We start from the raw sequence: 25153 nt of genomic DNA on the forward strand, positions 1-25153 counted from the left end.
GGACCTTGCGCGCCAAATCGTCAGCGCGGCGTTCCGGCCTTACGCCGCTCGGGGAACCGCGATCGGGGCCCGATGGCAGTCGCTCCGTTGACGCCCGCGGGCAGCGGGGTGCGCTCCTGCGGCTCCTCTCCCGTCCCGTCGGTCTCGCCGGCCACAGCCGCCTCTTCCGCCTCACGCTCCAGGGCGGAGTAGGTCCGGCCGCTCCTGCGGTAGCGCGGAGGAATGAAGGACTCCGCCCAGCGCGGGGCGCGGGGTGTGAAGCGCGGGAGCAGCAGGAGCACCAGGCCGACCGCGCTCAGCGCGACGATGCCGAGGACGATCCACATGCTGGCCGAGTGCACCGAGTACGCGACGGCGCCGAAGGCGATCAGCGCCGACCAGAAGTACATGATCAGGACGGCCCGGCTGTGCGAGTGGCCGATTTCCAGCAGCCGGTGGTGCAGGTGCCCCCGGTCCGCCGCGAACGGCGACTTGCCCTGCCAGGTACGCCGCACGATCGCCAGCATCAGGTCCGCGATCGGGACCGCGATGATCGTCAGAGGCAACAGCAGGGGGATGAAGACCGGCAGCATCGCGTGCGTGACCTCGCGGGTGCTGGTGTCCGGGAACAGCTTCATCGCGTCCGGGTCCACCTGGCCGGTGACCGAGATGGCGCCGGCCGCCAGGACGAGGCCGATCAGCATCGAGCCGGAGTCCCCCATGAAGATCCTGGCCGGATGCATGTTGTGCGGGAGGAACCCCATGCACATGCCCATCAGGATCGCGGCGAAGAGGGTGGCGGGCGCCGCTTCCTCGATGCCGTAGCCGTACCAGATGCGGTACGCGTACATGAAGAACGCCGCGGAGGCGATGCAGACCATGCCGGCGGCCAGGCCGTCGAGCCCGTCGACGAAGTTCACCGCGTTGATGGTGATCACGACGAGCGCGACGGTGAGGAGGTTGCCCTGCCAGGCGGTCACCGACACCGGGCCGATGCCGGGTACCGGGAGCCAAAGGATCGTCAGGCCCTGCGCGACCATCACGCCGGCGGCGATGAACTGGCCGCCCAGCTTGATCAGCGCGTCGATCTCGAACTTGTCGTCCAGTACGCCGATGAGCCAGATCACCGCGGCGCCCGACAGCAGCGCGCGCGGCTCGTTCGACAGCTCGAAGACGCTGCTGAGGTTCTGCAGGTGGTCCGCGACCAGCAGACCGGCGCACAGGCCGCCGAACATCGCGATGCCACCCAGCCGCGGAGTCGGCTCCCGGTGCACGTCACGGGCCCGGATCTCCGGCATCGCGCCGGTGGCGATGGCGAACTTCCGCACCGGTCCGGTCAGCAGGTAAGTCACCGCCGCCGTAACGCAGAGCGTCAGCAGGTATTCACGCACGGGCAGCCCCACAGATATCGCCGGCCATCTCAGCCCCACACCCTAGCTTCGCGGTCACCTGCTCCAGGACATTCGGGTACCGGTTGATGGTTGCACGACGCGTATTCAGCCGGGATACGGGGGATAATTCCCGGCCAGATCGCGGACTTCCGCCGCCACCTTCCGGCCCTCGCCCCGCAGCGCCGCTGTGAAGAATCCCGCGATGCGGGCCATCTCCGGCTCGCGCATGCCCTGGGTGGTGACGGCCGCGGTGCCGAGGCGGATGCCGCGCTCGTCGCCGTAAGGAAGGGCGCAACAGTCCACCACCAGGCCGGCCGCCGCCAGCAGGCCGCGTGCCGCGCGGCCCTCCGCGCCCAGCGGTGACGGATCCGCGGTGATCAGGTGGGTGTCCGTGCCGCCGGTGGTGACGGCGAAGCCCTCCGCCGTCAGGGCGTCCGCGAGGGCGCGGGCGTTGGCGACGACCTGGTGGACGTACGCCGCGAAGGCGGGGGCCGCAGCCTCGCCGAACGCGACCGCCTTGGCGGCCACGGAGTGCATCTGGGCGCCGCCCTGAGTGAAGGGGAAGACCGCGCGGTCGATGCGCTGGGCCAGCTCCGCGCCGCACAGCAGCATGCCGCCGCGCGGGCCGCGCAGCACCTTGTGCGTGGTCGCGCACACGACGTCGGCGTACGGGACGGGACTGGGCGCCGCTCCCCCGGCGACCAGGCCGATGGGATGCGCGGCGTCGGCGATCAGGTAGGCGCCGGTCTCGTCCGCGATCTCGCGGAAGGCCGCGTAGTCGGGGTGCCGGGGGTAGGCGATGGAGCCGACGACGATGGCTTTGGGGCGGTGCGTGCGGGCGAGGAGGCGCACCTGCTCGTAGTCGATGAGGCCCGACTCGTGGTCGACGCCGTAGCCGATGAAGTCGAACCAGCGACCGCTGAAGTTGGCCGGGGAGCCGTGGGTGAGGTGTCCCCCGTACGGGAGACCCATCGCCAGGACGGTGTCACCCGGCCGCAGGAGCGCGGCGTACGCGGCGAGGACGGCGGCGGAGCCGGAGTGCGGCTGCACGTTGGCGTGCTCGGCGCCGAAGAGGCTCATGGCGCGGTCGATCGCGATGCGTTCGGCGACGTCGACGAGTTCGCAGCCGCCGTGGTGGCGGGCGCCGGGGTAGCCCTCGGCGTACTTGTTGGCGAGGGGGGATCCGAGGGCCGCGAGGACGGCGGGTGAGCAGTAGTTCTCGGCGGCGATCAGCTGGAGGCCGGTGGCCTCACGGCCCATCTCGCCGAGGACGACGTCGGCGATCTCGGGATCCTGGCGGCTCAGCGCTTCGAAGCCCGCTTCGAGGACGGCGTGCTCGCGCTGAGGGAATGAGGCGGTGACCGGCATGGCTGGCTCCGGGCCTGGCGAAGGGGTGCGGCCCCTCCAATGTAGGACGGCCCGGGGCACACCGCCCGACGTACGGCCTCAGGTGCGTGTCGGGGTGCCCGTCAGCGCCGTCACGACCGGGTCGAGGGCCGTGTTGATCTCGTCGCCGATCGAGCGGAAGAAGGTGATGGGGGCGCCGTACGGGTCGTACACCTCGTCGGCCTCGACGCTCGGGGCGAGCAACCAGCCCCGGAGCGCGGCCGCGGCCCGTACGAGGGCCCTCGCGCGCTCCACCACGCCGTCCTGGAGGGGATCGGGCAGCGTCGCCGGGTCGATGGCCCGTACGAGCCGGGTGAACTCCTTGAGCGTGAAGGTGCGCAGGCCCGCCGAGTGGCCCATCGAGATGACCTGCGCGCGGTGGTCGCGCGTCGCGGTCAGGACCAGGTCTGCGCGGATGACGTGCTCGTCGAGCAGTTCGCGTCCGGTGAAGCCCGCCGCGTCCGCGCCGAAGTCGGCGAGGACGGCGGCGGCGTTGGCCTCCATGGGCGCGCCCTCGTGCCCCCAGGTCCCCGCGCTCTCGACGACGAGGCCGCGGGTGAGCGGGTCGCCCAGGCGGGCGCTGAGGGCATGGCGGGTCAGCCGCTCGGTGATCGGCGAGCGGCAGACGTTGCCGGTGCTGACGTGGAGGATACGGAAGGTGTGCCCGGATATACCTTCGGCTGTGCCACGCCCGTCAAGGGCGGTCAACTGGCCACCTCGAGGTCGGGTACGACCTTGCGCAGCTCCTCGGCGTCGAGTGCGCCGGCCCGCAGCAGGACGGGGACCTTCCCGGTGACGTCGACGATCGACGACGGGACGATGCCCGGCGTCGGACCGCCGTCGAGGTACACGGAGACGGAGTCGCCGAGCATGGCCTGGGCGGCGTCGCAGTCCTCCGGCGAGGGGTGTCCCGTGAGGTTGGCGCTGGAGACGGCCATCGGGCCGAACTCGGTCAGCAGCTCGATCGCGACCGGGTGCAGCGGCATGCGGACGGCGACCGTGCCGCGCGTCTCGCCCAGGTCCCACTGGAGGGACGGCTGGTGCCGCGCGACGAGCGTCAGCGCGCCCGGCCAGAACGCGTCGACGAGCTCCCACGCCTGCTCGGAGAAGTCGGTGACCAGCCCGTGCAGGGTGTTCGGGGAGCCGATGAGGACGGGGGTGGGCATGTTGCGCCCGCGTCCCTTGGCCTCCAGGAGGTCGCCGACGGCCTCGGCGCTGAAGGCGTCGGCCCCGATGCCGTAGACGGTGTCGGTCGGGAGGACGACCAGCTCGCCACGGCGGACGGCGGCCGCGGCTTCGCGAAGACCGGTCTTGCGGTCCGTCGCGTCGTTGCAGTCGTATCGCCGTGCCATTTAACGGGCCTCCTCGTGCGGGAACTGGTGTGTGCGGCCGGCGGTCACGGCATGGCCTTGCGGGCGGTCGCGAAGCGGGGCCGGTTGTTGAGGTCGGGGTGGTCGGCCGCGTCGGCCCAGCCACGTTCCTCGGTGAAGATCCACGGCACCTGGCCGCCCTGGGTGTCGGCGTGCTCGATCACGACGACGCCGCCGGGGCGCAGCAGGCGGTGGGCGGTGCGCTCGATGTGGCGGATCAGGTCGAGGCCGTCCTCGCCGGAGAAGAGGGCCATCTGCGGATCGTGGTCGCGGGCCTCGGGGGCGACGTACTCCCATTCGGTGAGCGGGATGTACGGCGGGTTGGAGACGACGAGGTCCACCTGGCCGTCGAGCTCGGGCAGCGCGTCCCGGGCGTCGCCCTGGTGGATGGTGACGCGCGAGCCCTCGGCGTTCTTGCGGGTCCACTTGATGGCGTCGTCGGACAGCTCCACGCCGTGCACGCGTGAGCGCGGCACCTCCTGGGCCATGGCGAGGGCGATGGCGCCGGAGCCGGTGCACAGGTCGACGATGAGCGGCTCGACGACGTCCATGGCCCGTACGGCGTCTATGGCCCAGCCGACGACCGACTCGGTCTCGGGGCGCGGGACGAAGACGCCGGGGCCGACCTGGAGCTCCAGGAAGCGGAAGAAGGCGCGTCCGGTGATGTGCTGCAGCGGTTCGCGGGCCTCGCGGCGCGCGATCGTCTCCCAGTAGCGGGCGTCGAAGTCCGCGTCCTTGACGTTGTGCAGCTCCCCCCGCTTGACGCCGTGCACGAACGCGGCGAGCTCCTCCGCGTCGAACCGCGGTGAGGGCACGCCGGCGTCGGCCAGCCGCTGGGTGGCCTGGGCCACCTCGGCGAGCAGCAGATTCATCCCGGTCCTCCGGCTTGCAGGGGGCTTGACTGGCTTACTGGCTTTCCTGGGCCGCCGCGAGCTTCGCGGCGGAGTCGGCGTCGACGCAGGCCTGGATCACTGCGTCCAGGTCGCCGTCGAGCACCTGGTCCAAGTTGTACGCCTTGAAGCCCACGCGGTGGTCCGAGATCCGGTTTTCCGGGAAGTTGTACGTACGGATCTTCTCCGAGCGGTCAACCGTGCGGACCTGGCTGCGGCGGACGTCGGAGGCTTCCTGCTCGGCCGCTTCCTGGGCCGCGGCGAGGAGCCGCGAGCGCAGGATGCGCATGGCCTGCTCCTTGTTCTGGAGCTGGCTCTTCTCGTTCTGGCAGGAGGCGACGACGCCGGTCGGCAGGTGCGTGATGCGGACGGCGGAGTCGGTGGTGTTGACGGACTGGCCGCCGGGGCCCGACGAGCGGTAGACGTCGATGCGCAGGTCGTTGGCGTGGATCTCCACGTCGACCTCCTCCGCCTCGGGGGTGACCAGCACGCCGGCCGCCGAGGTGTGGATGCGGCCCTGGGACTCGGTGGAGGGCACGCGCTGCACGCGGTGCACGCCGCCCTCGTACTTCATCCGCGCCCAGACGCCCTGGCCGGGCTCCGTGGCGCCGTTGCCGCCCTTGGTCTTCACGGCGACCTGGACGTCCTTGTAGCCGCCCAGCTCGGACTCGGTGGCGTCGATGATCTCGGTCTTCCAGCCGACGCGCTCCGCGTACCGCAGGTACATGCGCAGCAGGTCACCGGCGAACAGGGCCGACTCGTCGCCGCCCGCGCCCGCCTTGACCTCGAGGATGACGTCCTTGTCGTCGCTGGGGTCGCGCGGGACGAGGAGCAGCCGCAGCTTCTCGGTGAGCTCGGCCTGCTGCTTCTCCAGCAGTTTCAGCTCGGCCGCGAAGTCCGGGTCGTCGTGCGCGAATTCGCGCGCGGTGACGATGTCCTCGCCGGTCTGCTTCCAGGTCCGGTACGTCCCGATGATCGGGGTCAGTTCGGCGTAGCGCTTGTTCAGCCTGCGCGCGTTCGCCTGGTCGGCGTGGACCGAGGGATCGGCCAGCTTCTTCTCGAGATCGGCGTGCTCACCGATCAGATCCTCGACCGCCTCGAACATCTTCGGGCTCCTGGGTTGCAAAACGAAAAGGGAAGTGCGGACTGTGCGTCACGACAAAGCGCCGGTCCTCCCCGCCCCAGTACGGAGCGGCCGAGGACCGGCGCAATGGCTCGCTACTTCGCGGCGGCAGCCTTGCCGAAGCGGGCCTCGAAGCGGGCCACACGGCCACCGGTGTCGAGGATCTTCTGCTTGCCCGTGTAGAACGGGTGGCACTCGGAGCAGACCTCGGCACGGACGGAGCCGCTGGAGATCGTGCTGCGGGTGGTGAACGAGGCGCCACAGGTACAGCTGACCTGGGTCTCGACGTACTCGGGGTGGATTTCGCGCTTCAAGGTGTCTCCTAGTTTCGGGAGGGCGCCGGGTCGCACGCGCGGATTGCGCGTACGTGAACCGGGGCCGACGTACCAGTCTGCCAGCACTGGCCGCATCTCCCAAAACCGGGGAGGGACCGGAACTATTCCCCGCCCGCTAGGAGCTTCGTACGACCTTCCCCGCTTCGCCCTTGTCGCCCGCCGAGCCCTTGGTCGCGGAGGCCGGCACGGGCTCGTCCCGGCGCAGCGCGTCCCACACCCGCTTCGACTGGCGCTGGAGCGGCAGGACGCGGTTGGGGTCGGCCGGGTCGTACTCCACGGGCAGCGTCACCATGTTCATGTCGTCGGCGCCGATGCCCTTGAGGCCGTTCGCGAAGCTCGTCAGCTCCCCCACGGAGGCGAGGTCGGAGTCGGTGGTGACGGCCTTGGTGGCGCTGTCGGCCAGGCCGAACAGCTTCTTCGGGCTGGTGAAGACGCCGACGTCCTTGACCTGGTCGATCAGCGCCTTCATGAACGCCTGCTGGAGCTGGATGCGGCCGAGGTCGCTGCCGTCGCCGACGCTCTTGCGGGTCCGTACGAGACCGAGCGACTGCTCGCCGTCGAGGGTGTGCGTGCCGGGCTTCAGGTGCAGGTGGCTCTTGCCGTCGTCGATGGCCCGGCGGGTCGTGATCTCCACCCCGCCCAGGTCGTCGATGAGCTGCTTGAAGCCGGTGAAGTCGACCTCGACGTAGTGGTCCATGCGGATGCCGGACATCTTCTCGACGGTCTTGACCGCGCAGGCCGGGCCGCCCACCTCGTACGCCGTGTTGAACATCTGGTGCGTGCCGGCCGGGACGGTGCCGCCGCCGCTGTCCGAGGCGCAGGCGGGGCGCTCGATCAGGGTGTCGCGAGGTATGGAGACGACGCTCGCCTTCTTCCGGCCCTCATACACGTGCATGACCATCGCCGTGTCTGAGCGGGCGCCGCCCTCGTCCTCGCCGTACTCGGCGTTGTCGCCCGAGCGGGAGTCGGAGCCGAGGACCAGGATGTCCAGGGAGCCGTCGTCGACGTCGTCGGGGCGGTCGGCGCCGAGCTGGGTGTTGATGTCAACACCCTTCAGATTGCCGTTGAGTTGGAAGTACGCGATGCCGAGTCCGGTGCCGCCCAGCAGGACCACTCCGGCGGCGGCCCACGCGGTGACCGTCAGCGTCTTCGGACGGCCGCCGGGCTCAGGAGCCCTCCGGCGTCTGCCGGTGCCCCGTATTCGGCCGCTCCTGCTCTGCTGCTCACCCATGTTCTCCCCAGCGCTCGTTCGTTCCGGTACCTCCTGCCGTGGTGATCGGGCACGGTATGTCGGCACTTACGACACTTGTCAGACGGCGGATCACCGTGAAGGGTTGCACAGCGCCCTGTGGTCCCCGCCGGGGGCAGGGGCCACCGGGCGCGGCGGGGAAGCCGGGGCGGGAACCCGCGAAGCCGCCTCTCACCAGGGTTTTCGGCCGAAGACGTCGTACGGCTGCCGACCGGTCCCGATCTTGAAACGTGTGGCGAAGATCTCGGACGAGCCCTTCCCGGTCCCCGGGCAGAGGGACGCCCCGCCGCCGGGCGTACGGGCCGGGCAGTGGGCCCCGCCGTCACCGGAGACGCCGGGCGAGGACGTGGGGCCGGTGGTCGCCGGTCGGGGCGGGGCCATCCATGAGCCCACCTGCCGGCCGGCCGATCGTACGGCCGACTCCCGTACGGCCGTGGTCAGTTGCGGCCAAGCGGTGAACGAAACCGGGCAACGCCTTTACCGCTTACGGCTTCGGGGCGGTCCCGGTCACACCGCCGCAGCGGTTGCCGGACACGACGGAGCCGCCCCGCCACTTGCGTGACGGGGCGGCTCGGTGGTGCTGCGGCGGTCAGTCGCTGCTGTTGCCCGAAGGAGTCGTCTTCGCGATCTGCATCAGGAACTCGGCGTTCGACTTCGTCTGCTTCATCTTGTCCAGGAGCAGTTCGATCGCCTGCTGCGAGTCGAGCGCGTGCAGCACCCGGCGCAGCTTCCAGACGATGGCGAGCTCTTCCGCGTTGAGGAGGATCTCCTCCTTGCGGGTGCCGGACGGGTCGACGTCGACAGCCGGGAAGATGCGCTTGTCGGCGAGCTTCCGGTCGAGCTTGAGCTCCATGTTGCCGGTGCCCTTGAACTCCTCGAAGATCACCTCGTCCATGCGCGAGCCGGTCTCGACGAGCGCGGTGGCCAGGATGGTCAGCGAGCCGCCGTCCTCGATGTTGCGCGCCGCACCGAAGAAGCGCTTCGGCGGGTAGAGCGCGGTCGAGTCGACACCACCGGACAGGATGCGTCCGGAGGCGGGAGCCGCGAGGTTGTACGCACGGCCCAGACGGGTGATCGAGTCCAGCAGGACGACCACGTCGTGACCCAGCTCGACGAGGCGCTTGGCGCGCTCGATGGCCAGCTCGGCGACGGTGGTGTGGTCCTCGGCCGGGCGGTCGAAGGTCGAGGAGATGACCTCACCCTTCACCGACCGCTGCATGTCGGTGACCTCTTCCGGACGCTCGTCGACCAGGACGACCATCAGGTGGCACTCGGGGTTGTTCACCGTGATCGCGTTGGCGATCGCCTGCATGATCATGGTCTTGCCGGTCTTCGGCGGGGCCACGATCAGACCGCGCTGGCCCTTGCCGATCGGCGCGACGAGGTCGATGATCCGGGTCGTCAGGACGCCCGGGTCGGTCTCCAGACGCAGTCTGTCCTGCGGGTAGAGCGGCGTCAGCTTGTTGAACTCCGGGCGCCCGCGGCCGGATTCGGCCGCCATGCCGTTCGCCGAGTCCAGGCGTACGAGCGCGTTGAACTTCTCGCGGCGCTCGCCGTCCTTGGGCTGGCGGACGGCGCCGGTGACGTGGTCACCCTTGCGCAGGCCGTTCTTGCGGACCTGGGCCAGCGACACGTACACGTCGTTCGGACCCGGCAGGTAACCGGAGGTCCGGATGAACGCGTAGTTGTCGAGGATGTCCAGGATGCCCGCGACGGGGATCAGGACGTCGTCGTCCGAGACCGGCGGCGCGTCGCTGCCGAACTCCTCGCGGCCACGACGACCACGGCGGTCGCGGTAACGGCCGCGGCGGCCGCGGCGGCCACCCTCGAAATCGTCGTCGTCCTGCGGTCCGGCGCCCTGGGGGCCGCCCTGGCCGCCCTGGCGCTGCTGGCGCTGGCCGCCCTGGTCGTCGCCCTTGCCGCGGTCACGGCGGTCGCCGCGGTCCCCACGGTCCTGGCGGTCGCCGCGCTGGCCGTCACCGCGCTCGCCGCGGTCGCGCTGACCGCGCTCACGGCGGTCGCCGCGCTGGCCGCGCTCCTGGCGGTCGCCGCGGCGGCCCTCGGCCGTGTCGACGGCGGCCTCGGCCTTGGCCTCGGGCTGCGCGTCGGTCCGTACCTCGGTCTTGAGGTCGGCCTTGGGCTCGGCCTTCACCTCGGTGGCGACAGCCGACTCGGGGCTGCCCGCCTGCGCGGTGGCGCGACGCCGGCGGCGCTCGCCGGCCGGCTGGTCGTCGCTGGCCGGCTGACCGGGGATGTCGATCTGCTGCTGCGCCACGGCCTTCTCGGCGGCGGGCGCGGCGGCCGGGGCCTTGGCGCTCTCGTCACCCGTACGGGCCTTGGAGGTGGCGCGGCGCTTCGGCTTGGTCTCGGCGGCTGAGCCGGCCGTCTCGGCGCTCTTGGCCGGGGCGGAGCCGCCGGCCTGCGTTTCCTTGATGACCTCGATCAGCTGGCTCTTGCGCATACGCGCGGTGCCCCTGATGCCGAGGCCGGACGCGACCTGCTGCAGCTCGGCCAGGACCATGCCGTCGAGGCCGGTGCCGGAGCGGCGGCGCCGTGCGGCACTACCAGTGGCAGCACCTGCGGCGGACGCGGTGTTGTCGACATTCTTGTCGGCAGTCACGCCCATCAGATCGGTGGTGTCGCTCACGAAGGGTCCTTCCCTGGAGCGGACGTCGGCCTGTCTGGCTCGGCGACCGGTTGTGCTGTCCGACTGCGGTTTTGGTGAACCGTGCCGGGGCGGTGGTCCGCCGGATACGGCGGAAGAGATACACGTGCTGGGGGTCCGGCTCTTGCATTGCCGGTTCCGGAGCGTGCTCGAAACTGCTCAGGCAGGCTGCTCAGGCAGTTGGGGAGGCTCCCGGAAGAAGGGTGGTCCCGAACGGGGACACGATGCACCGCGCCACAAGGACGCCGGGTGCAGACTTGAGATTAACACTACCGGATCCAACAAATATTCCCCCTCTCGTTCACCGGCAATCGCGTGTCACTGCGCCCCGAGGGGCAGGACACTCGCTCCGGCGGCGTCGAGAGCCAGCCGGTTGGCCGCCCACCCCTCGCCCGCCAGCCGTGCGACCTTGTCGGCCGCACTGTCCTCGACCAGCGCGAGCACCGTGGGGCCCGCGCCGGAGATGACCGCGGGGACGCCGTCCGCGCGCAGTCGGTTGACCAGGGCCAGGCTCTCCGGCATGGCCGGGGCGCGGTAGTCCTGGTGGAGTCGGTCCTCGGTCGCCGCGAGCAGCAGCTCGGGACGCCTGGTCAGGGCCTCCACGAGCAGGGCGGCGCGGCCCGCGTTGGCGGCGGCGTCCACGTGGGGGACCGTGCGCGGCAGCAGGCCGCGCGCGGTCTCGGTGAGTACCGGCTTTCCGGGGACGAAGACCACCGGAACGATGGAATCCGCAGGATCCATCCTGATCGCCCGGGCCGCTCCCCCGTCGGTCCAGGCGAGCGTGAAGCCGCCGAGCAGGCAGGCGGCCACGTTGTCGGGGTGACCCTCGATCTCGGTCGCCAGCTCCAGCAGCGCGGCCTCGTCGAGCCGTGCGTCGCCCCCTATGGTCACGGCGCGCGCGGCGACGATGCCGGCGCAGATGGCGGCGGAGGAGGAGCCGAGGCCGCGGCCGTGCGGGATGCGGTTGGCGCAGACGACCTCGAGGCCGCGCGGCTGTCCGCCGAGCAGGTCGAAGGCGGTGCGCAGCGACCGTACAAGCAGGTGACTCTCGTCGCGGGGCAGCGTCTCGGCGCCCTCACCTGCGATGTCGACGTGCAGCCCGGAGTCGGCGACCCGGACGACGACGTCGTCGTAGAGCCCCAGCGACAGGCCCAGGGCATCGAAGCCGGGACCAAGATTTGCGCTGGTGGCGGGGACGCGCACCCTTACGGCGGCGGCGCGGAACGCGGGACCGGCCATCGCTCGACGACTCTCCTTGTGGGACTGCGAGATGTGGGACTGCGAGATGTGGGACTGCGACATTCTGAGGGACGTACGAACACCCGAAGGCCATGACGGCAACAGCACCGCGGCATATGCGGCGGGGCGGGTTGGGTACAGCCTATCGAAGGAAGGTTCTGTGACGACATAGGGCGCACAGGAGGCGCACGATGCGTGTCGCGAGCCATCCTGTGCGCCTATGTGCGGTCTTACGGGGCCTTGCGGGGCTTTAGGCCGCCTGCGGGCCCCCGACCGGCGCGGCTTTAGGTCGCCCGCGGGCCCCCGACCGGCGCGGCTTTAGGCCGCCCGCGGGCCCCCGACCGGCGCTTTACGCTCTGAGCGAGGCTCTTCGCTCTAAGCGAGGCCGAGGCGCTCCGCCGCCGTGGCGGCGTCCACCGGCACCGTGACCGGCTGGGGCGCTCCGGCCACCGCCCAGTCCGGGTCCTTGAGGCCGTTTCCGGTCACCGTGCAGACGATCTTCTGGCCGGGGTCGACCTTGCCCTCGTCCGCGGCTTTGAGCAGACCGGCGACGCTGGCCGCCGAGGCGGGCTCCACGAAGACGCCCTCCTGGGAGGCCAACAGGCGGTAGGCGCGCAGGATCTCACGGTCCGTCACCTCGTCGATGAAGCCGCCCGACTCGTCCCGCGCCTCGAGGGCGTACTGCCACGAGGCGGGGTTGCCGATGCGAATCGCGGTGGCGACGGTGTGCGGGTCCTTGACGACCTCGCCGCGCACGATCGGAGCGGATCCGGAGGCCTGGAAGCCCCACATGCGCGGGGTGCGGGTGGAGATCTTGTCGGCGGCGTACTCGCGGTACCCGCGCCAGTACGCCGTGATGTTTCCGGCGTTGCCGACAGGAAGCACGTGAACGTCCGGGGCGTCTCCGAGCCGGTCGACGATCTCGAAGGCGGCGGTCTTCTGGCCTTCGATGCGGACCGGGTTGACCGAATTGACCAGCGCCACCGGGTAGTTGTCGGAGAGGCTGCGGGCCAGCGTCAGGCAGTCGTCGAAGTTGCCGTCGACCTGAAGGATCTTGGCGCCGTGCACGAGCGCCTGGCCCATCTTGCCGAGTGCGATCTTGCCCTGCGGCACGAGGACGGCGCAGACCATTCCGGCGCGCACCGCGTAGGCGGCGGCCGAGGCGGACGTGTTGCCGGTGGAGGCGCAGATGACGGCCTTCGCGCCCTCCTCCTTGGCCCGGGTGATCGCCATGGTCATGCCGCGGTCCTTGAAGGACCCGGTCGGGTTGGCGCCCTCGACCTTGAGGTACACCTCGCAGCCGGTGCGCTCGGAGAGGACCTGCGCCAGTACGAGCGGCGTGCCACCCTCGCCGAGCGTGACGACGGGCGTCGTCTGCGTCACCGGAAGACGGTCCCGGTACTCCTCGATGATGCCGCGCCACTGGTGGGTGCCGATGCTGGTCATGGGTCCTTACTCCCCTTCAACACGCATGATGCTGGCGACACCGCGCACGGTGTCGAGCTTGCGCAGCGCCTCGACGGTCCCCGAGAGGGCGGCGTCGGGCGCGCGGTGGGTGACGACGACGAGGGATGCCTCGCCGCCTCCGTCCTGCCGGCTCTGCTGGCGCACGGTGTCGATGGAGACGCCGTGCTCGGCGAAGACCGTCGCGACCTGGGCGAGAACACCCGGCTTGTCGGCCACATCGAGGCTGATGTGGTACCGCGTGACGACCTCCCCCATGGAGCTGACAGGAAGCTGGGTGTACGCGGACTCACCGGGTCCGGTGGTCTCCGCGACCTTGTTCCGGCAGACGGCGACGAGGTCGCCCAGAACGGCGGAGGCGGTCGGGGCGCCGCCCGCGCCCGGACCGTAGAACATCAGCTGACCGGCCGCCTCGGCCTCGACGAAGACCGCGTTGTACGCCTCGCGGACCGAGGCCAGCGGGTGGGTCAGCGGGATCATCGCCGGGTGGACGCGCGCGGTGACGGACTTGCCGTCGGCGGCGCGCTCGCAGATGGCGAGGAGCTTGACGGTGCAGCCCATGCGCTTGGCGGAGGCGATGTCGGCGGCCGTGACCTCGGTGAGCCCCTCGCGGTGCACGTCACCGATCCGCACCCGGGTGTGGAAGGCGATCCCGGCCAGGATGGCGGCCTTGGCCGCGGCGTCGAAGCCCTCGACGTCGGCGGTGGGGTCGGCCTCGGCGTACCCGAGGGCCGTGGCCTCGTCGAGCGCCTCGGAGTAGCCGGCCCCGCTCGTGTCCATCTTGTCGAGGATGAAGTTGGTCGTGCCGTTGACGATGCCGAGCACGCGGTTGACCTTGTCGCCGGCGAGGGACTCGCGCAGCGGCCGGACGAGCGGGATGGCGCCCGCGACGGCGGCCTCGTAGTACAGGTCCCGCCCGTGCTCCTCGGCGGCGGCGTGCAGGGCCGCGCCGTCCTCCGCGAGCAGTGCCTTGTTCGCGGAGACGACGGACGCGCCGTGCTCGAACGCGGTGGTGATGAGGGTGCGGGCGGGCTCGATGCCGCCGATGACCTCGATGACGACGTCGATGTCCCCGCGTTTGACCAGGGCCGTCGCGTCGGTGGTGATCAGGGAGGGGTCGATGCCCTCGCGCACCTTGGAGGGGCGCCGCACGGCGACCCCGGCCAGCTCGACCGGGGCCCCGATGCGGGCGGCGAGGTCGTCGGCGTGCGTCGTCATGATGCGCGCCACCTCTGAGCCGACCACACCACAGCCCAGCAGCGCCACCTTCAGCGGACGCGTACGCATCATCCGACCTACGCCTTTCATCAGCACAGCCTTCTCTTGCTCGAGTGTGAACCAGTCTCACTCACCGGACGGGAGTTTCTGCCCCCGGTCCAGATTGCGAGACGTCTATTTCATCAGCCGACATCGAGACGCAGGAGATCTTCCTCCGTCTCACGCCGGACGATCACGCGCGCCTCCCCCTCGTTCACCGCCACGACGGGCGGGCGCAGCGCGTGGTTGTAGTTGCTCGCCATGGAGCGGCAGTACGCGCCGGTGGCGGGCACGGCGATGAGGTCGCCGGGGGCCAGGTCGGCGGGCAGGAACGCGTCCCTGACCACGATGTCCCCGCTCTCGCAGTGCTTGCCGACGACACGGACGAGCATCGGCTCGGCGTCCGAGGCGCGGGACACGAGCGCGACGCTGTACTCGGCGTCGTACAGGGCGGTGCGGATGTTGTCCGACATGCCGCCGTCGACGCTCACGTACGTGCGCAGCCCCTCCAGCGGCTTGATCGTGCCGACCTCGTAGAGGGTGAAGGCGGTGGGCCCGACGATCGCGCGGCCGGGCTCGACGGAGATGCGGGGCATCGCGAGCCCGGCGGCCTCGCACTCGCGGCCGACGATCTCGTTGAGCGCCTTGGCGATCTCGTGCGGCTCACGGGGGTCGTCCTCGGAGGTGTACGCGATGCCGAGGCCGCCGCCGAGGTCGATCTCGGGCAGTTCGACGCCGTGCTCGTCGCGCACCTCGGTGAGCAGCTGCACCACGCGTCGCGCGGACACCTCGAACCCGGCCATGTCGAAGATCTGCGAGCCGATGTGCGAGTGGATGCCGATGAGCTCCAGGCCGTCGAGCCGCAGGGCGCGCCGTACCGCTTCCGCGGCCTGCCCGTCCGCCAGCGCGATGCCGAACTTCTGGTCCTCGTGGGCGGTGGCGATGAACTCGTGCGTGTGGGCCTCGACGCCGACGGTCACCCGGATCTGGACGCGCTGCCGCTTCCCCTGGCTGTGCGCGATGTGCGCGACGCGGACGATCTCCTGGAACGAGTCGAGGACGATCCGCCCGACGCCGACGCTCACGGCCCGCTCGATCTCCGCGACCGACTTGTTGTTGCCGTGGAAGGCGATGCGCTCGGGGGGCATGCCGGCGTCGAGGGCGGTGGTCAGCTCGCCTCCGGAGCAGACGTCGAGGTTGAGCCCCTCCTCCTTGAGCCAGCGCACGACGGCCCGCGACAGGAACGCCTTGCCCGCGTAGAACACGTCGGCGTCCGGCCCGAAGGCGTCGGCCCAGGCGCGGCAGCGGGCGCGGAAGTCGCTCTCGTCCAGGAAGTAGGCGGGGGTGCCGAACTCCTCGGCGAGGCGGGTGACTTCGATGCCGCCGACGGTGGCGACGCCGTCGGCCCCGCGCCGTACGGTCCGCGCCCAGACCCTCTCGTCCAGGACGTTGAGGTCGGCGGGCGGGGCGGTGTAGTGCCCCTCGGGGTAGACATCGGCGTGACGGGGCCCGGCGGGGTGTGCGGAACGGCTCATGGTCCTTCTGTCTCTCTCACAGATGTTCTGGTGCGCTGATGCCGAGCAAGGACAGGCCGCCGGCGAGCACCGTCCCGGTGGCCTCGGCGAGGGCCAGCCGGGAGCGGTGGGCGACCGAGGGTTTCTCGTCGCCGAGGGGCAGGACGGGGTGGGCGTCGTGGAAGCGGAAGAACGCCTCCGCCGTCAGGTCCAGGTGCCGGGCGAGCCGGTCGGGCGCACGGTGACGGGCGGCGGCTTCCAGGACGGCGGGGTGATCGGCGAGGGCGCGCAGGAGGTGGGCGGTGCTGGGGGCGGGCGCGTCGGTGTGTCGGTCTGTGTCTGCGTGGGGGTCTGCATCCGCGTCCGCTGTGAAGCCGAGGTGGGAGGCGCCGCGCAGGAGGGACCGAATGCGGGCGTGGGCGTACCGGACGCGGAAGAGGGGGTTGGTCTCGCGCTGTACGAGGAGCTCTTCGGCCGAGGCGGTCGCGGTGGGCCAGACGAGATGCCAGGCGGCGGCGTCGCACCCGAGCCGGGCGACGAGGGCGCGCTCGGTGGCGCGGGGGGCGTCTGCCGCTGCTCCTGTGTCTCGTCCGTCTACGGCGTCTCCCGTGCCTCCGGGGACTCCTCCCGCGGCTCCCGTATCCGTCCTGGCCGTCGTATCCCTCGCACCCCTCGCATCCCTCGTGCCGCTCATGTCCGCGACGTCTCCCCTACGGACGACGCTCGCGCCCATGGCGTGCGCGATCCGGGCGACGGCGTCGCCGAGGAGTCCGCTGCCGGCGCGGACGACGTCACCGGCGAGGACGTCCGCGTGGCCGTAGGCGAGGCCCTGGGCGAGGACGGTGCGTACGAGGGAAGTCCGGGCGTCCGGCGCGAGCGTGAAATTCAGGAACCCGGGGCCGGTGACCTCGACGTCGACGATCGGCCCGTACCCGATCAGCTGGGCCCGGAGGATCTCGGCGACCTCGCGGGCGGGGCGGCCGGCGGGGCCGGCGAGCTTGAGGGCGACGTTGGTGGCGTAGTCACCACGGCCGCCGGGCCGCGGCCGCTCGACGACGGCACGCTCCGGCACCGGCGCCCGCAGCAGGTCCGCGTCCACGGCGCGACGCACGGCGCGCAGCACGGTACGGGACAGCTCTGCGGGGGTCACGGGACAAGCGTATGGGAGAAGGGGGGTCGTAACGCGAACCGGTTTCGCCATACGGGCATTAGTGCGGGGCCCCCGCCGCAGCCGCGAGCCGCTGGGCGAGCCCTGCGGCCGGCTGCCGCGTCACCCGGCGCGGAATGCGTTGCCGGCCCGGCGACGAGACTGGGGCGTCGGCACGCCGGCCCGCACCGGCGGCACTATCACCGGCGGGAAACGCAGAGCCAGCCGACGGGGACGAGGGAGGTGTCGCCACGGGGGCCGGGACCGGCGGCTCGGCCGGCGGCGGGGGCGGTGGACCCGGGCGGCTCGGTCACCGGCGGCAAAGCTTGCACCGGCACGAAGGTCGCTCGGCCATCGAAACCGAGACGGGCCGTGGAGCGCCCGTTCCGGTGTGAGGCCCGGCGTGTGATGCCCAACCGAGACCGGGGACGCTGCCGCCGACACAAGTGCCGCGACCGAGGGCACTCGGCCACTGCGTGACGGCCACCGGCGGGTGACAGGCTCGGGACTCTCGCCCATGGGGACATTTGGACGGCCTGCCTTCGCCGCCCGTACAGGCCGCCACCGGCAGACGACCCGCACCGTGGGTGCTCAACCACCGACGCGAACGGGTTCCAAGACGGGAACCGGTGCGGGACGCGCAGCTCATTCCCATGCCCGCCGATGGACACTCGGGCACCGGCTTCGGCCTGCACCATGTCCACCTCCCCGGCCGGGGGGAAGAAGGGGTGCGTCAAGCCCCCCGGGCGCCCCAGAGGTACGTAAAGCCAAACCGCCGCGAGCCTGCCGGCCGACACGTGGGCGGCGGATGCTCGGCCCCACGGCATACGTGCGAAGGCCCCGGTCCGAGCCAACAGCAAGGCTCCTCCGATGGCGGTTAAACGGGACCGCAGTGCTCACAGCACCCAGCAGTGGAAGCGACTCACCGACGTACAGGGCAGCGAGACAGGAGGGCGGTGCCGCGTCGAGCCGAACCGGACAGGTCTGGACGGGAGCGGACCGGACCGGACAGCTGACCGAATGGGCCTACCCGACCGTGCGGCCGGCCTGCCCGGCTTCATGACGGCCGTCGGCGGCCGGGGGGCCCTCCTGATGCACCAGGTTCCGTACGACCCGGACCAGCTCGGCGGGCTCAAAGGGCTTGGAGAGGAAGGCGTCGACGCCCACGGCGAGTCCGCTCTCCACCTCGTACTGCGTGCAGGCGCTGATGATCGCGAGAGGCAGATTCCGCGTGCGGGGATCATCCCGGAGCCGGGCGGCGGTGCGCAGCCCGTCGAGACGGGGCATCACGACGTCCAGCGTCACCACATCGGGGCTCACGTGGTGAACCATGTCCAGAGCCTCGGCACCGTCGGCCGCGGTCACCACCTCGAAGCCCTCCAGCTCGAGATTGACCCTGATCAGCTGCCGGATGACCTTGTTGTCGTCCACAACAAGCACGCGGCCGGACACGCCTGGCACAACTCGAGAGTAGGTGTCCCCCCACCACCGCGTCCGGCTTTTGCCCACTTCCACCCGCACGGGGAGCCTCCGGGGGACGCGAAGACCCGCCGAACCCGCCCGCGCACCCGCCCCAAAACCTGTTCATGAACACCCGGCCGGAGCTGGTAGTGTTCAACCCGTCGCCGCTTCACCACGGCGGTACGCCCCCGTAGCTCAGGGGATAGAGCAACGGCCTCCGGAGCCGTGTGCGCAGGTTCGAATCCTGCCGGGGGCACTCCAGCAGAGACAGCGCGATCACGCCGCTGACCAGCTGAAGTGCCAAGCATGAAGGCCCGAACTCAGTCCCACTGAGTCCGGGCCTTTGTCGTTGCTACTCACTGCTCCCGTGTGAGGGGCGTGTGGGCCACGCGTGAGCCGGACGCATCGCTGATCACCCGTCGGGCGCGCTCGTAGAACTGCTCGCGCGTCCCGTCCAGCCCAGCGGCATCCGGTCGCCTCGTGAGATTCGACAGCGCTTCAGCAGTGCCGGCCGCCCACTCCCCGTAGGCCTCGAAGACGGCATTCGCCCGCTGCCGGAGCTCCAGGTCAGGCATGACCTCGATGACGGGCAGGGCGTCGTCATGGTGCCGGCGAACTATCGCGGAGCACTCGTCGTACAGGAGCGTGGCGGCCAACGTGTCCGGCGCCTCCGTGGCCTCACTGATCTTCGTCCGGAAGTCCTGGAGCATCTTCGAGATCGTCGTAGAAGTGGCGATCACCTGCTCCCTAATGCGCTGCTCGTGCGTCAGCTTGGTCTCGTGCTCGCGCTTCGCGGCCTCCTGAGTGTCGGCGTGCTGTTGCCTCCTTCGCTCGGTCCGTCCCGTGAAGTAGTGGGTGATCCAGGCCGCTGCGGCCGAGCTGATGAGCACAGCTCCGGCAGAAATCGCCGCCGTTACCCACTGGCTGTCCTGCACCACCGTCGTGGTCACATCACCCGTGGTGGTCGTCGTCTGCCGGCCACCGCACCCGGCTATGACTACCAGGAGCCCCAACAGCCCTAATCGGCGCGCCACTTGTCTCATGAGCGCAGATTAGTGGGAGCCATTCCTCGTGCTCACAAGGGTTCTGCCCATCCCATGGCCTTCGCGATCTTCGCGTTGTTCAGCTCCTCGTGGCCATCGATGCAGCCCTCGTATCGCCGGTGGATGACCTCCGGCGAGTTGCCGGCGCGGCGGGCGACCTCGGCAACCGGGACCCCGGCGTTCAGCCAGTTCGTGATGCAGGTGTGCCGCAGGTCGTAGGGCCTCCGCGCGAGCGGCGAGGCGGCCCGGTCGGGAGGCAGGGCGAATGCCCGTGCCTCCTGCCAGACCCTCCAATAGCTGGACGTCCCCAGCACGCCGCCTCGCTCGTTGGCGAAGAGCCGACCGCCCTGAGCCGTGCCGAACTCCTCAATGTGCTCCCGGAGCATCGTCACCAGGATCGGCGGAATGGGTACTGGCCGATCGGCCTTGGCTTCGCGCGACTTGAGGCCGCGCTTGTCGTGGCGCTTCCCGGAATCGGTCCACTTCTTGCCCGATACCGGCAGCGTCTCCCGGAGCGTGAGCGTGCCCCACCCCGTTTTGGGGAGGTGGCAGTCCTGCTCCCTCAGCCCGACCGCTTCCGCTGGCCGCACCGCCGCGTAGAGCTGGCAGGCGAAGAACGCGACGAGTCGCCGCCCGCGGTTGCGGTGCACGGAGCCAACGTAGGAGACCGCGGTCAGGAGCTGGGTTCCCTGGACGGCATTGACCAGAACCCTGGGGTCCACCGCGCCACCGCCCTTGGGCCCGACCCGCTTCACCCCAGCGAGAGGGTTCGCGTCCAGGTAACCCGACTCGATCGCGTACTCCATAGCGGTGTTGAAGCCGCGGCGGCGGCGCTTGTAGGTCTCCCCCGCCGCCGGGGTGTCGTCCAGCTTGAACGCGAGCCGGTACTGGACGTCCCGGAGCACCCTCGGGTCCTGGAGGTCCGAGAGTGGCCGGGAGCGCTGCGAGAGCCACGTACAAGGCTGCAGGAGCTCTGGCGGAGGCTCCTCGCCCTTGTGGGCCGGTACGACGGCCCAGCGCACCGCCAGCCGTACCTCTTCCGGGGTGGGCGCCTTGGCGCCGTCGCCCATCATCGCGATGGCCACCGTGGCGAGGCTGTCCGCCAGCCCCTCGCGGGTCTTCGCCGCAGCTGTCCGCCACCGGACGGCCATGTACTCGCGACTGAAGTCCCACCAGGTGGGATCAGGGCGGACGTTCTTTTCGGCGGCGGCTTTCCGGACCTCGGATTCCGGTAAGCCCGATTCGACGTCGAACGGCTGCCCTTTCGTCATCGCGTTCCAGAGTTCCGAGCGGCGGCTTTCGGCGAGCGCCATGGTGGCGAACGTGGCGTGCCGGACTTGGCCGGCCACGACCCAGCGCAGCTGGTAGGGAGCTGACTTGCTGGAAAGCTTGCTGATCTTCCATATCCGGACGTCCGTGGTCAGGGTGAGTTCTGCCGTGGGGGCCGGGCCCCCGCTGTTGCGCGGGCCCGGCACGTTCGCGGTCTTGCGGTTGGTCACGCGGCCTCTTCCAAAGTTGCGATCCAGCGCTCCAGCTCAGAGCGCCGGATTCGCACCGCGCCGTTCGGGAGCTTGATGGCCTTGGGGCCCTTCCTGAGCTGCCGCCAGCGGTAGAAGGTGGCTCGCGGCACGCCGATCTCTGCAATGACCTCGGGGATGGTCAACATCTCGTCACGCGGTGCGGCCACTGTTCCTCCACTGGGCAGATCGCTGAGCTACGGGACGGCGGGGCGCCGCAGAAACCGCAGAATCCGCAGAAATGCCGGGATCTACGGCCTGACCTGCGGAGTTGGGGTTTTGCGGGTACACGCCGCAGAAACCACGGGAATCTCCGCAGAAATAGGTGGCGGCCCGTGGGGCGAGGCGGCGCCAGCTGTGGGCGCTGATTTCTGCGGGAGTTCCAAGGCTTTCTGCGGCCATCACACTGCCGGGACGTCGCCGCTGGTCAGAGCAGGCGGTGGTGGGTTTCTGCGGATTCTGCGGTTTCTGCGGCGGGGTACAGGGGGTGCAGCTCCGTCGAGGACTCACGCCTTGGGCTCCCGGACGTTCGGGTGGATGAGGTACCGAGGGGCCGGCGGACGTCCGCGCTTGCCGGTCCGGGGCGGGGTGTCGGTGCGGAGGTAGCCGTGTTCCTCCAGCAGCGCGAGGGCAGGCTCTAGCTCGGCGACCGTGGGGAATTCGGAGCGGGAGAGCTTGGCGAACAGGCCGCGGCGGGTGATGCTCTCCCACCCGTTGTGCTCCAGAGCAGTCAGCAGGACGCGGGCCCGGGCGAGCGATGTGTCCGCGCCCATGAGATCGAAGACGGTCAGGGCATGGGCGGTGAAGTAGTCCGCGATCTCAATGGCGGCGCGCAAGGTGGCTTCGGTGATGGGCTCGTGGTGCCCACCATCAATGTGGGTCGCGAGGTGGAGGAGTCCGGCGATGCGGGCGGTGGCTCCGACGAGCTTGCCCGCCCACTTGTCGATGTGGCCGAGCCTGCCGCCCTTGGCCCTGAGCTGCGGCTCCAGCCGCTCCTCGTAGGCGATCAGGGCCCGATCAGCTTCCGGGGTGAGCTGGACGACGAGAGGGTCGGTCCAGTCGGCCAGCCGCAGGGTGAGGGCGTACACGTTGCGCTCGTACGTCGCCGCCACGTCGGCCGGCACCTGGTCCGGATTGATCCTCCGCCGGCCGACCAGGGACTCGGGCAGGCAGTACAGGAAGCGGGCCAGCAGGCCGCGGCCATCGAAGCCGCGGTTCTTGCCGATCTCTTCCAGAACGCTGGGCTGGACGGCCAGGCCCATGGTCAGGGCCGGGGCTTCGATGAACTCCTCGCGGCTCCGGCGGTCCACCCTGAGCCGGTCTCCGGCGTGACCCTTGAGGAAGACCTCCATGTTGGGGATGCCCGAGTAGCGCCCGGCGATGATGTCGAAGATGCCGCCCTCGGCGGACATGACCGCGAGCCTGCCGCCCTGCTCGGCGAGCAGGGTGGTGATGACCTCTGGGGTGGCGTCATCGGCAAGGAGCCGCGGGCTGGCAGGCACGGTCAGGGTCTCGGCGACCTGGGCGAGGCCGATGGCCTCGGCGATCAGGTTGTCCCGCTCCGGGCCCTCGGCCTTGGCCGCCTGCGCTGCGGCCTTCTCGGCTGCCTCGCGGGCCATCTTCGCGGTGACCTCCGCCTCCACGATCGTGAGGCTCGCCCCCTCCACGAGGCTCTTCTCCGCCTCGTACAGGGGGCGGGTCATCGCGGCGAAGACCGAGGACTTCCGGTTGGCGGGACCGAGCGCGACGACCACGAAGAGGTTGGTGGGCTCCCTCCAGCGCCCGCGCACCTGGACCACGGCGCGACCGCCCGAGGCTGCAGACAGGACGGAGAGGGCCAAGGCTCCGGCCATGTCGGGCGGGGTCTGGGTCTCCTCGGCGACGGCCGCGACGTAGTCGGCGAGCCACCCGGGGAGGGCATGTGTGGGGAAGGGAGGAAGCTTGGGCTGGACGTTGAGCTGGATGGGTTCCGCCCACGTCGCCGGGATCGTCTCGGCTCCCAGGGCCAGGGCCTCACGCAGGTCGTCGTCCGTGGCGTCCGGAGACATGCCGGCCTGCACAATGCGGGTACCGGCCTCGATGCTGCGGCGGCGGCGCGCCAGCTGGTGGACGATCCCGGCGTAGTACTCGGCATTGGCCGTGCTGGGGACGGCCTGCACCAGGGTGTGGAGGTAGGGCCGTCCGCCGACCTTGCCGAGGACGCCGGCCTGGTCGAGGTGGTGGCCGAGGGTGATGGGGTCCGCGGCCTGGCCCTGGCCGTGCAGGTCCAGGATCGCGCGGTGGATCGTCTCGTGGGCCGGGCGGTAGTGGTCGGCGGGGTCCATCGCCGCGGCCACCTGTGCAATGACCTCGGGAGCCAGCATCAGGGCGCCGACGACAGCCTGTTCGGCCTCCAGGTCGTGCGGCGGGACGCGCTCCAGACTGCTGGCGGGTGCTGCCCGCAGGGGCAGCACGGAGGCGTACTGCTCTGACTCGGGTTCGGGTGTCATGCTGGTGGTCTCCTGTTTCTGTCGAAGGGACGGAGAACCGGGGCGGTCGCGGTCTTTGGCGAGAGGCGACCGCCCCGGGCACAGCTATTGGTGCCGCTTCCAGAGGGCGTACTCCTGGCGGACGTAGCCGCGGGGGTCACGGATGCTGTCCGGGTGGTCCGGGGTGTACGGGCCGTCGGCGTAGCCGCTGGGGCCGAGACCGGCGGTCTGGTCGATGCCCATCAGGCGCCGGGCCGCTTCCACGGCGAGAGTGGCGGCGTCGCCGCTCACGGGGTCGTCGTCGGTGAGCGCGATCCGGTCCAGGAGTGCGGCCTTACGGAGCCAGAACTCGCGGACGTGGACGCCGTGCAGGCAGTCCCGGACTCCTCGGGCGGTCCAGCCGAGCTCGCTGATGACGCTCGGCGCGGTGGCATAAGCCGTCTCGGGAGCGGGCCAGTGGCTCGGCTGCTGCTCGGCGGTGACGTACAGGCGGACGCGCTCGCCGTCGCGGGTGGCGTGCCGACGGACCGGCCCGGTCGTGAACGTCTCGGACAGGGCTTTGGTGATCTCGGGTACCTGGGTCGGACTGCAGATGACGCGGATCTCGAACATGGATGGCTCCTTCAACCTCGGAAGTTGTTGCGCTTGAAGATGGCCCGGCGGATGTTGACGACCGTCCCGCCGTTGTCGCGGCCGTGGTTGGCGCCAAGGACCTGGACGGCGATGAAGCCGCCGAAGATGACGGCGGCCAGGATGACGAGCTGCTGGATGAGTGCGGCGACGGCCGCGATGAAGGTGGTCAGGAGCATCAGCCCGCAGCAGGCCGCGGCGAACCCGATCCCGCCGAGGGCGATGTTCACGGCGAGCGGGTTGATGGCCAGCCGTTCCGGGACGGCCTCGGGGGCCTTGGTGGGGGCGATCGCGTAGCCAGTGATGATGCGGCCGTCCGGGAGCTGGATGGTCTGGATGTCCGGGACGGCGTGCGGGTGGCGGACGGCCAGCGGAGCGGGCGCGAGGGGGATCGGGTGGTGGGTCTCGTTGGTCTCCCGGCGGGCGGGGGTGTGGTGGTTCACGGCAGTGCCTCCTACTCGGCGATGTCGGTGACCGCGACGGCGGCGGACTTCACGAGGTTGGTGATGGGCTCGTACGCGCCGGTCCCGGCGGTGAAGAAGCCGAAGAGGAACAGGACGATCGCGGCTCCGGCTCCGGCGGACTTGGACTTGAGGACGACGAACGATCCGGCGCCGAAGAGCAGGACCGCGGAGATGGTGAAGGTCATGGCGACTCCAGTCGGTGTGGGGTTCAGCGGGTGCCGTTGCGGTAGGTGCGGGCCCACAGGTTGTAGAGGTGGCGGCCGACCCGGATGCGGATGCCGTGGCCGTCGCAGCGGCGGCAGTGCTTGCCGCGCTTGGGCTTGCCCTTGCGGTCGTGGGCGAGGGCGAAGCCGAGTCCGTTGCACTTGCGGCAGCGGCCGAACGGCGAGGCCGCACACAGGCAGGCGTAACTGAGCGTGAAGAGCAGGGTGAAGGCGCTAGCGAGCAGTAAGAGGGTCACAAGAGGCCTCCAAGGCCGGATTCAGCGGTTTCCACAGGTGGGCCGCTATCTGCTAGCGGCCTGATCAGGTGACATACGGGCCGCTAGCGGGGTCGCTAGCG

Annotated in this window: 24 protein-coding genes and 1 tRNA gene; 1 reads left to right on the forward strand and 24 read right to left on the reverse strand. The window is 70.6% G+C overall.

Annotated elements, in window-relative coordinates; genetic code table 11:
* Positions 1-20: 20 nt before the first annotated feature.
* The 16 genes from AC07FK_RS01675 to AC07FK_RS01750 form a co-directional block, all read right to left on the reverse strand.
* Positions 21-1370, reverse strand: a complete 1350-nt coding sequence (locus AC07FK_RS01675; protein WP_479101569.1) for an MraY family glycosyltransferase — start codon at positions 1368-1370, stop codon at positions 21-23.
* 105 nt (positions 1371-1475) lie between these two features.
* Positions 1476-2738 carry a serine hydroxymethyltransferase gene (locus AC07FK_RS01680; protein WP_479101570.1) on the reverse strand — a complete coding sequence of 421 codons (1263 nt, stop codon included), beginning with the start codon at positions 2736-2738 and terminating at the stop codon, positions 1476-1478.
* Positions 2739-2816: 78 nt separating this feature from the next.
* A complete protein-coding gene (locus AC07FK_RS01685) occupies positions 2817-3464 on the reverse strand; it encodes an arsenate reductase/protein-tyrosine-phosphatase family protein (RefSeq protein ID WP_479101572.1) in 648 nt (215 codons plus the stop codon).
* Positions 3461-4108 (reverse strand): L-threonylcarbamoyladenylate synthase, encoded by a 648-nt coding sequence (locus AC07FK_RS01690; protein WP_479101573.1) that lies wholly within the window; start codon positions 4106-4108, stop codon positions 3461-3463. The genes AC07FK_RS01685 and AC07FK_RS01690 overlap by 4 nt, the downstream gene beginning before the upstream one ends.
* A 44-nt stretch (positions 4109-4152) precedes the next feature.
* Positions 4153-4998: a peptide chain release factor N(5)-glutamine methyltransferase gene (prmC, locus tag AC07FK_RS01695; protein ID WP_069926919.1), complete on the reverse strand. Its 846-nt coding sequence runs from the start codon at positions 4996-4998 to the stop codon at positions 4153-4155.
* 34 nt (positions 4999-5032) lie between these two features.
* A complete protein-coding gene (gene prfA, locus AC07FK_RS01700) occupies positions 5033-6121 on the reverse strand; it encodes a peptide chain release factor 1 (RefSeq protein WP_479101575.1) in 1089 nt (362 codons plus the stop codon).
* 113 nt (positions 6122-6234) lie between these two features.
* Complete coding sequence (gene rpmE, locus AC07FK_RS01705; protein ID WP_453403692.1) at positions 6235-6453, reverse strand: 50S ribosomal protein L31; 219 nt, start codon at positions 6451-6453, stop codon at positions 6235-6237.
* Positions 6454-6589: 136 nt separating this feature from the next.
* Complete coding sequence (locus tag AC07FK_RS01710) at positions 6590-7705, reverse strand: LCP family protein (RefSeq protein WP_479101577.1); 1116 nt, start codon at positions 7703-7705, stop codon at positions 6590-6592.
* Between the two features lie 189 nt (positions 7706-7894).
* Positions 7895-8104: a hypothetical protein gene (locus AC07FK_RS01715; RefSeq protein WP_479101578.1), complete on the reverse strand. Its 210-nt coding sequence runs from the start codon at positions 8102-8104 to the stop codon at positions 7895-7897.
* Positions 8105-8312: 208 nt separating this feature from the next.
* A complete protein-coding gene (gene rho / locus AC07FK_RS01720) occupies positions 8313-10370 on the reverse strand; it encodes a transcription termination factor Rho (RefSeq protein ID WP_479101580.1) in 2058 nt (685 codons plus the stop codon).
* A gap of 336 nt (positions 10371-10706) precedes the next feature.
* The gene (thrB, locus tag AC07FK_RS01725; protein WP_479101582.1) at positions 10707-11627 is read right to left on the reverse strand and encodes a homoserine kinase; all 921 of its coding nucleotides are present in this window, start codon (positions 11625-11627) and stop codon (positions 10707-10709) included.
* Positions 11628-12002: 375 nt separating this feature from the next.
* Positions 12003-13073 carry a threonine synthase gene (gene thrC / locus AC07FK_RS01730; RefSeq protein WP_138894113.1) on the reverse strand — a complete coding sequence of 357 codons (1071 nt, stop codon included), beginning with the start codon at positions 13071-13073 and terminating at the stop codon, positions 12003-12005.
* 6 nt (positions 13074-13079) lie between these two features.
* The gene (locus tag AC07FK_RS01735) at positions 13080-14381 is read right to left on the reverse strand and encodes a homoserine dehydrogenase (RefSeq protein ID WP_479102533.1); all 1302 of its coding nucleotides are present in this window, start codon (positions 14379-14381) and stop codon (positions 13080-13082) included.
* A 110-nt stretch (positions 14382-14491) separates the two neighbouring features.
* A complete protein-coding gene (gene lysA / locus AC07FK_RS01740) occupies positions 14492-15883 on the reverse strand; it encodes a diaminopimelate decarboxylase (RefSeq protein WP_479101584.1) in 1392 nt (463 codons plus the stop codon).
* A 16-nt stretch (positions 15884-15899) separates the two neighbouring features.
* A complete protein-coding gene (nrtL, locus tag AC07FK_RS01745; RefSeq protein WP_479101586.1) occupies positions 15900-17012 on the reverse strand; it encodes an ArgS-related anticodon-binding protein NrtL in 1113 nt (370 codons plus the stop codon).
* Between the two features lie 1023 nt (positions 17013-18035).
* Complete coding sequence (locus tag AC07FK_RS01750; RefSeq protein ID WP_479102535.1) at positions 18036-18524, reverse strand: response regulator; 489 nt, start codon at positions 18522-18524, stop codon at positions 18036-18038.
* Positions 18525-18654: 130 nt separating this feature from the next.
* Here AC07FK_RS01750 and AC07FK_RS01755 point away from each other — a divergent pair.
* Positions 18655-18726, forward strand: a tRNA-Arg gene (locus AC07FK_RS01755).
* 100 nt (positions 18727-18826) lie between these two features.
* Here the strand turns inward: AC07FK_RS01755 and AC07FK_RS01760 are convergent.
* The 8 genes from AC07FK_RS01760 to AC07FK_RS01795 form a co-directional block, all read right to left on the reverse strand.
* Complete coding sequence (locus tag AC07FK_RS01760) at positions 18827-19513, reverse strand: hypothetical protein (RefSeq protein WP_479101588.1); 687 nt, start codon at positions 19511-19513, stop codon at positions 18827-18829.
* Between the two features lie 32 nt (positions 19514-19545).
* Positions 19546-21012: a tyrosine-type recombinase/integrase gene (locus AC07FK_RS01765; protein ID WP_479101590.1), complete on the reverse strand. Its 1467-nt coding sequence runs from the start codon at positions 21010-21012 to the stop codon at positions 19546-19548.
* Positions 21009-21200 (reverse strand): helix-turn-helix transcriptional regulator, encoded by a 192-nt coding sequence (locus tag AC07FK_RS01770; protein ID WP_479101592.1) that lies wholly within the window; start codon positions 21198-21200, stop codon positions 21009-21011. The genes AC07FK_RS01765 and AC07FK_RS01770 overlap by 4 nt, the downstream gene beginning before the upstream one ends.
* A 336-nt stretch (positions 21201-21536) precedes the next feature.
* Entirely contained in the window at positions 21537-23519 is a 1983-nt protein-coding gene (locus tag AC07FK_RS01775; protein ID WP_479101594.1) for a YfjI family protein, read from the reverse strand.
* An 84-nt stretch (positions 23520-23603) separates the two neighbouring features.
* Positions 23604-24110 (reverse strand): hypothetical protein, encoded by a 507-nt coding sequence (locus tag AC07FK_RS01780; protein ID WP_479101595.1) that lies wholly within the window; start codon positions 24108-24110, stop codon positions 23604-23606.
* 11 nt (positions 24111-24121) lie between these two features.
* Positions 24122-24571 carry a hypothetical protein gene (locus AC07FK_RS01785; RefSeq protein ID WP_479101597.1) on the reverse strand — a complete coding sequence of 150 codons (450 nt, stop codon included), beginning with the start codon at positions 24569-24571 and terminating at the stop codon, positions 24122-24124.
* Between the two features lie 11 nt (positions 24572-24582).
* Positions 24583-24777: a hypothetical protein gene (locus AC07FK_RS01790; RefSeq protein ID WP_030708098.1), complete on the reverse strand. Its 195-nt coding sequence runs from the start codon at positions 24775-24777 to the stop codon at positions 24583-24585.
* Between the two features lie 23 nt (positions 24778-24800).
* Positions 24801-25052 carry a hypothetical protein gene (locus AC07FK_RS01795; RefSeq protein ID WP_479101599.1) on the reverse strand — a complete coding sequence of 84 codons (252 nt, stop codon included), beginning with the start codon at positions 25050-25052 and terminating at the stop codon, positions 24801-24803.
* Positions 25053-25153: the final 101 nt, after the last annotated feature.

This window comes from Streptomyces sp. NPDC046122, assembly GCF_056429965.1.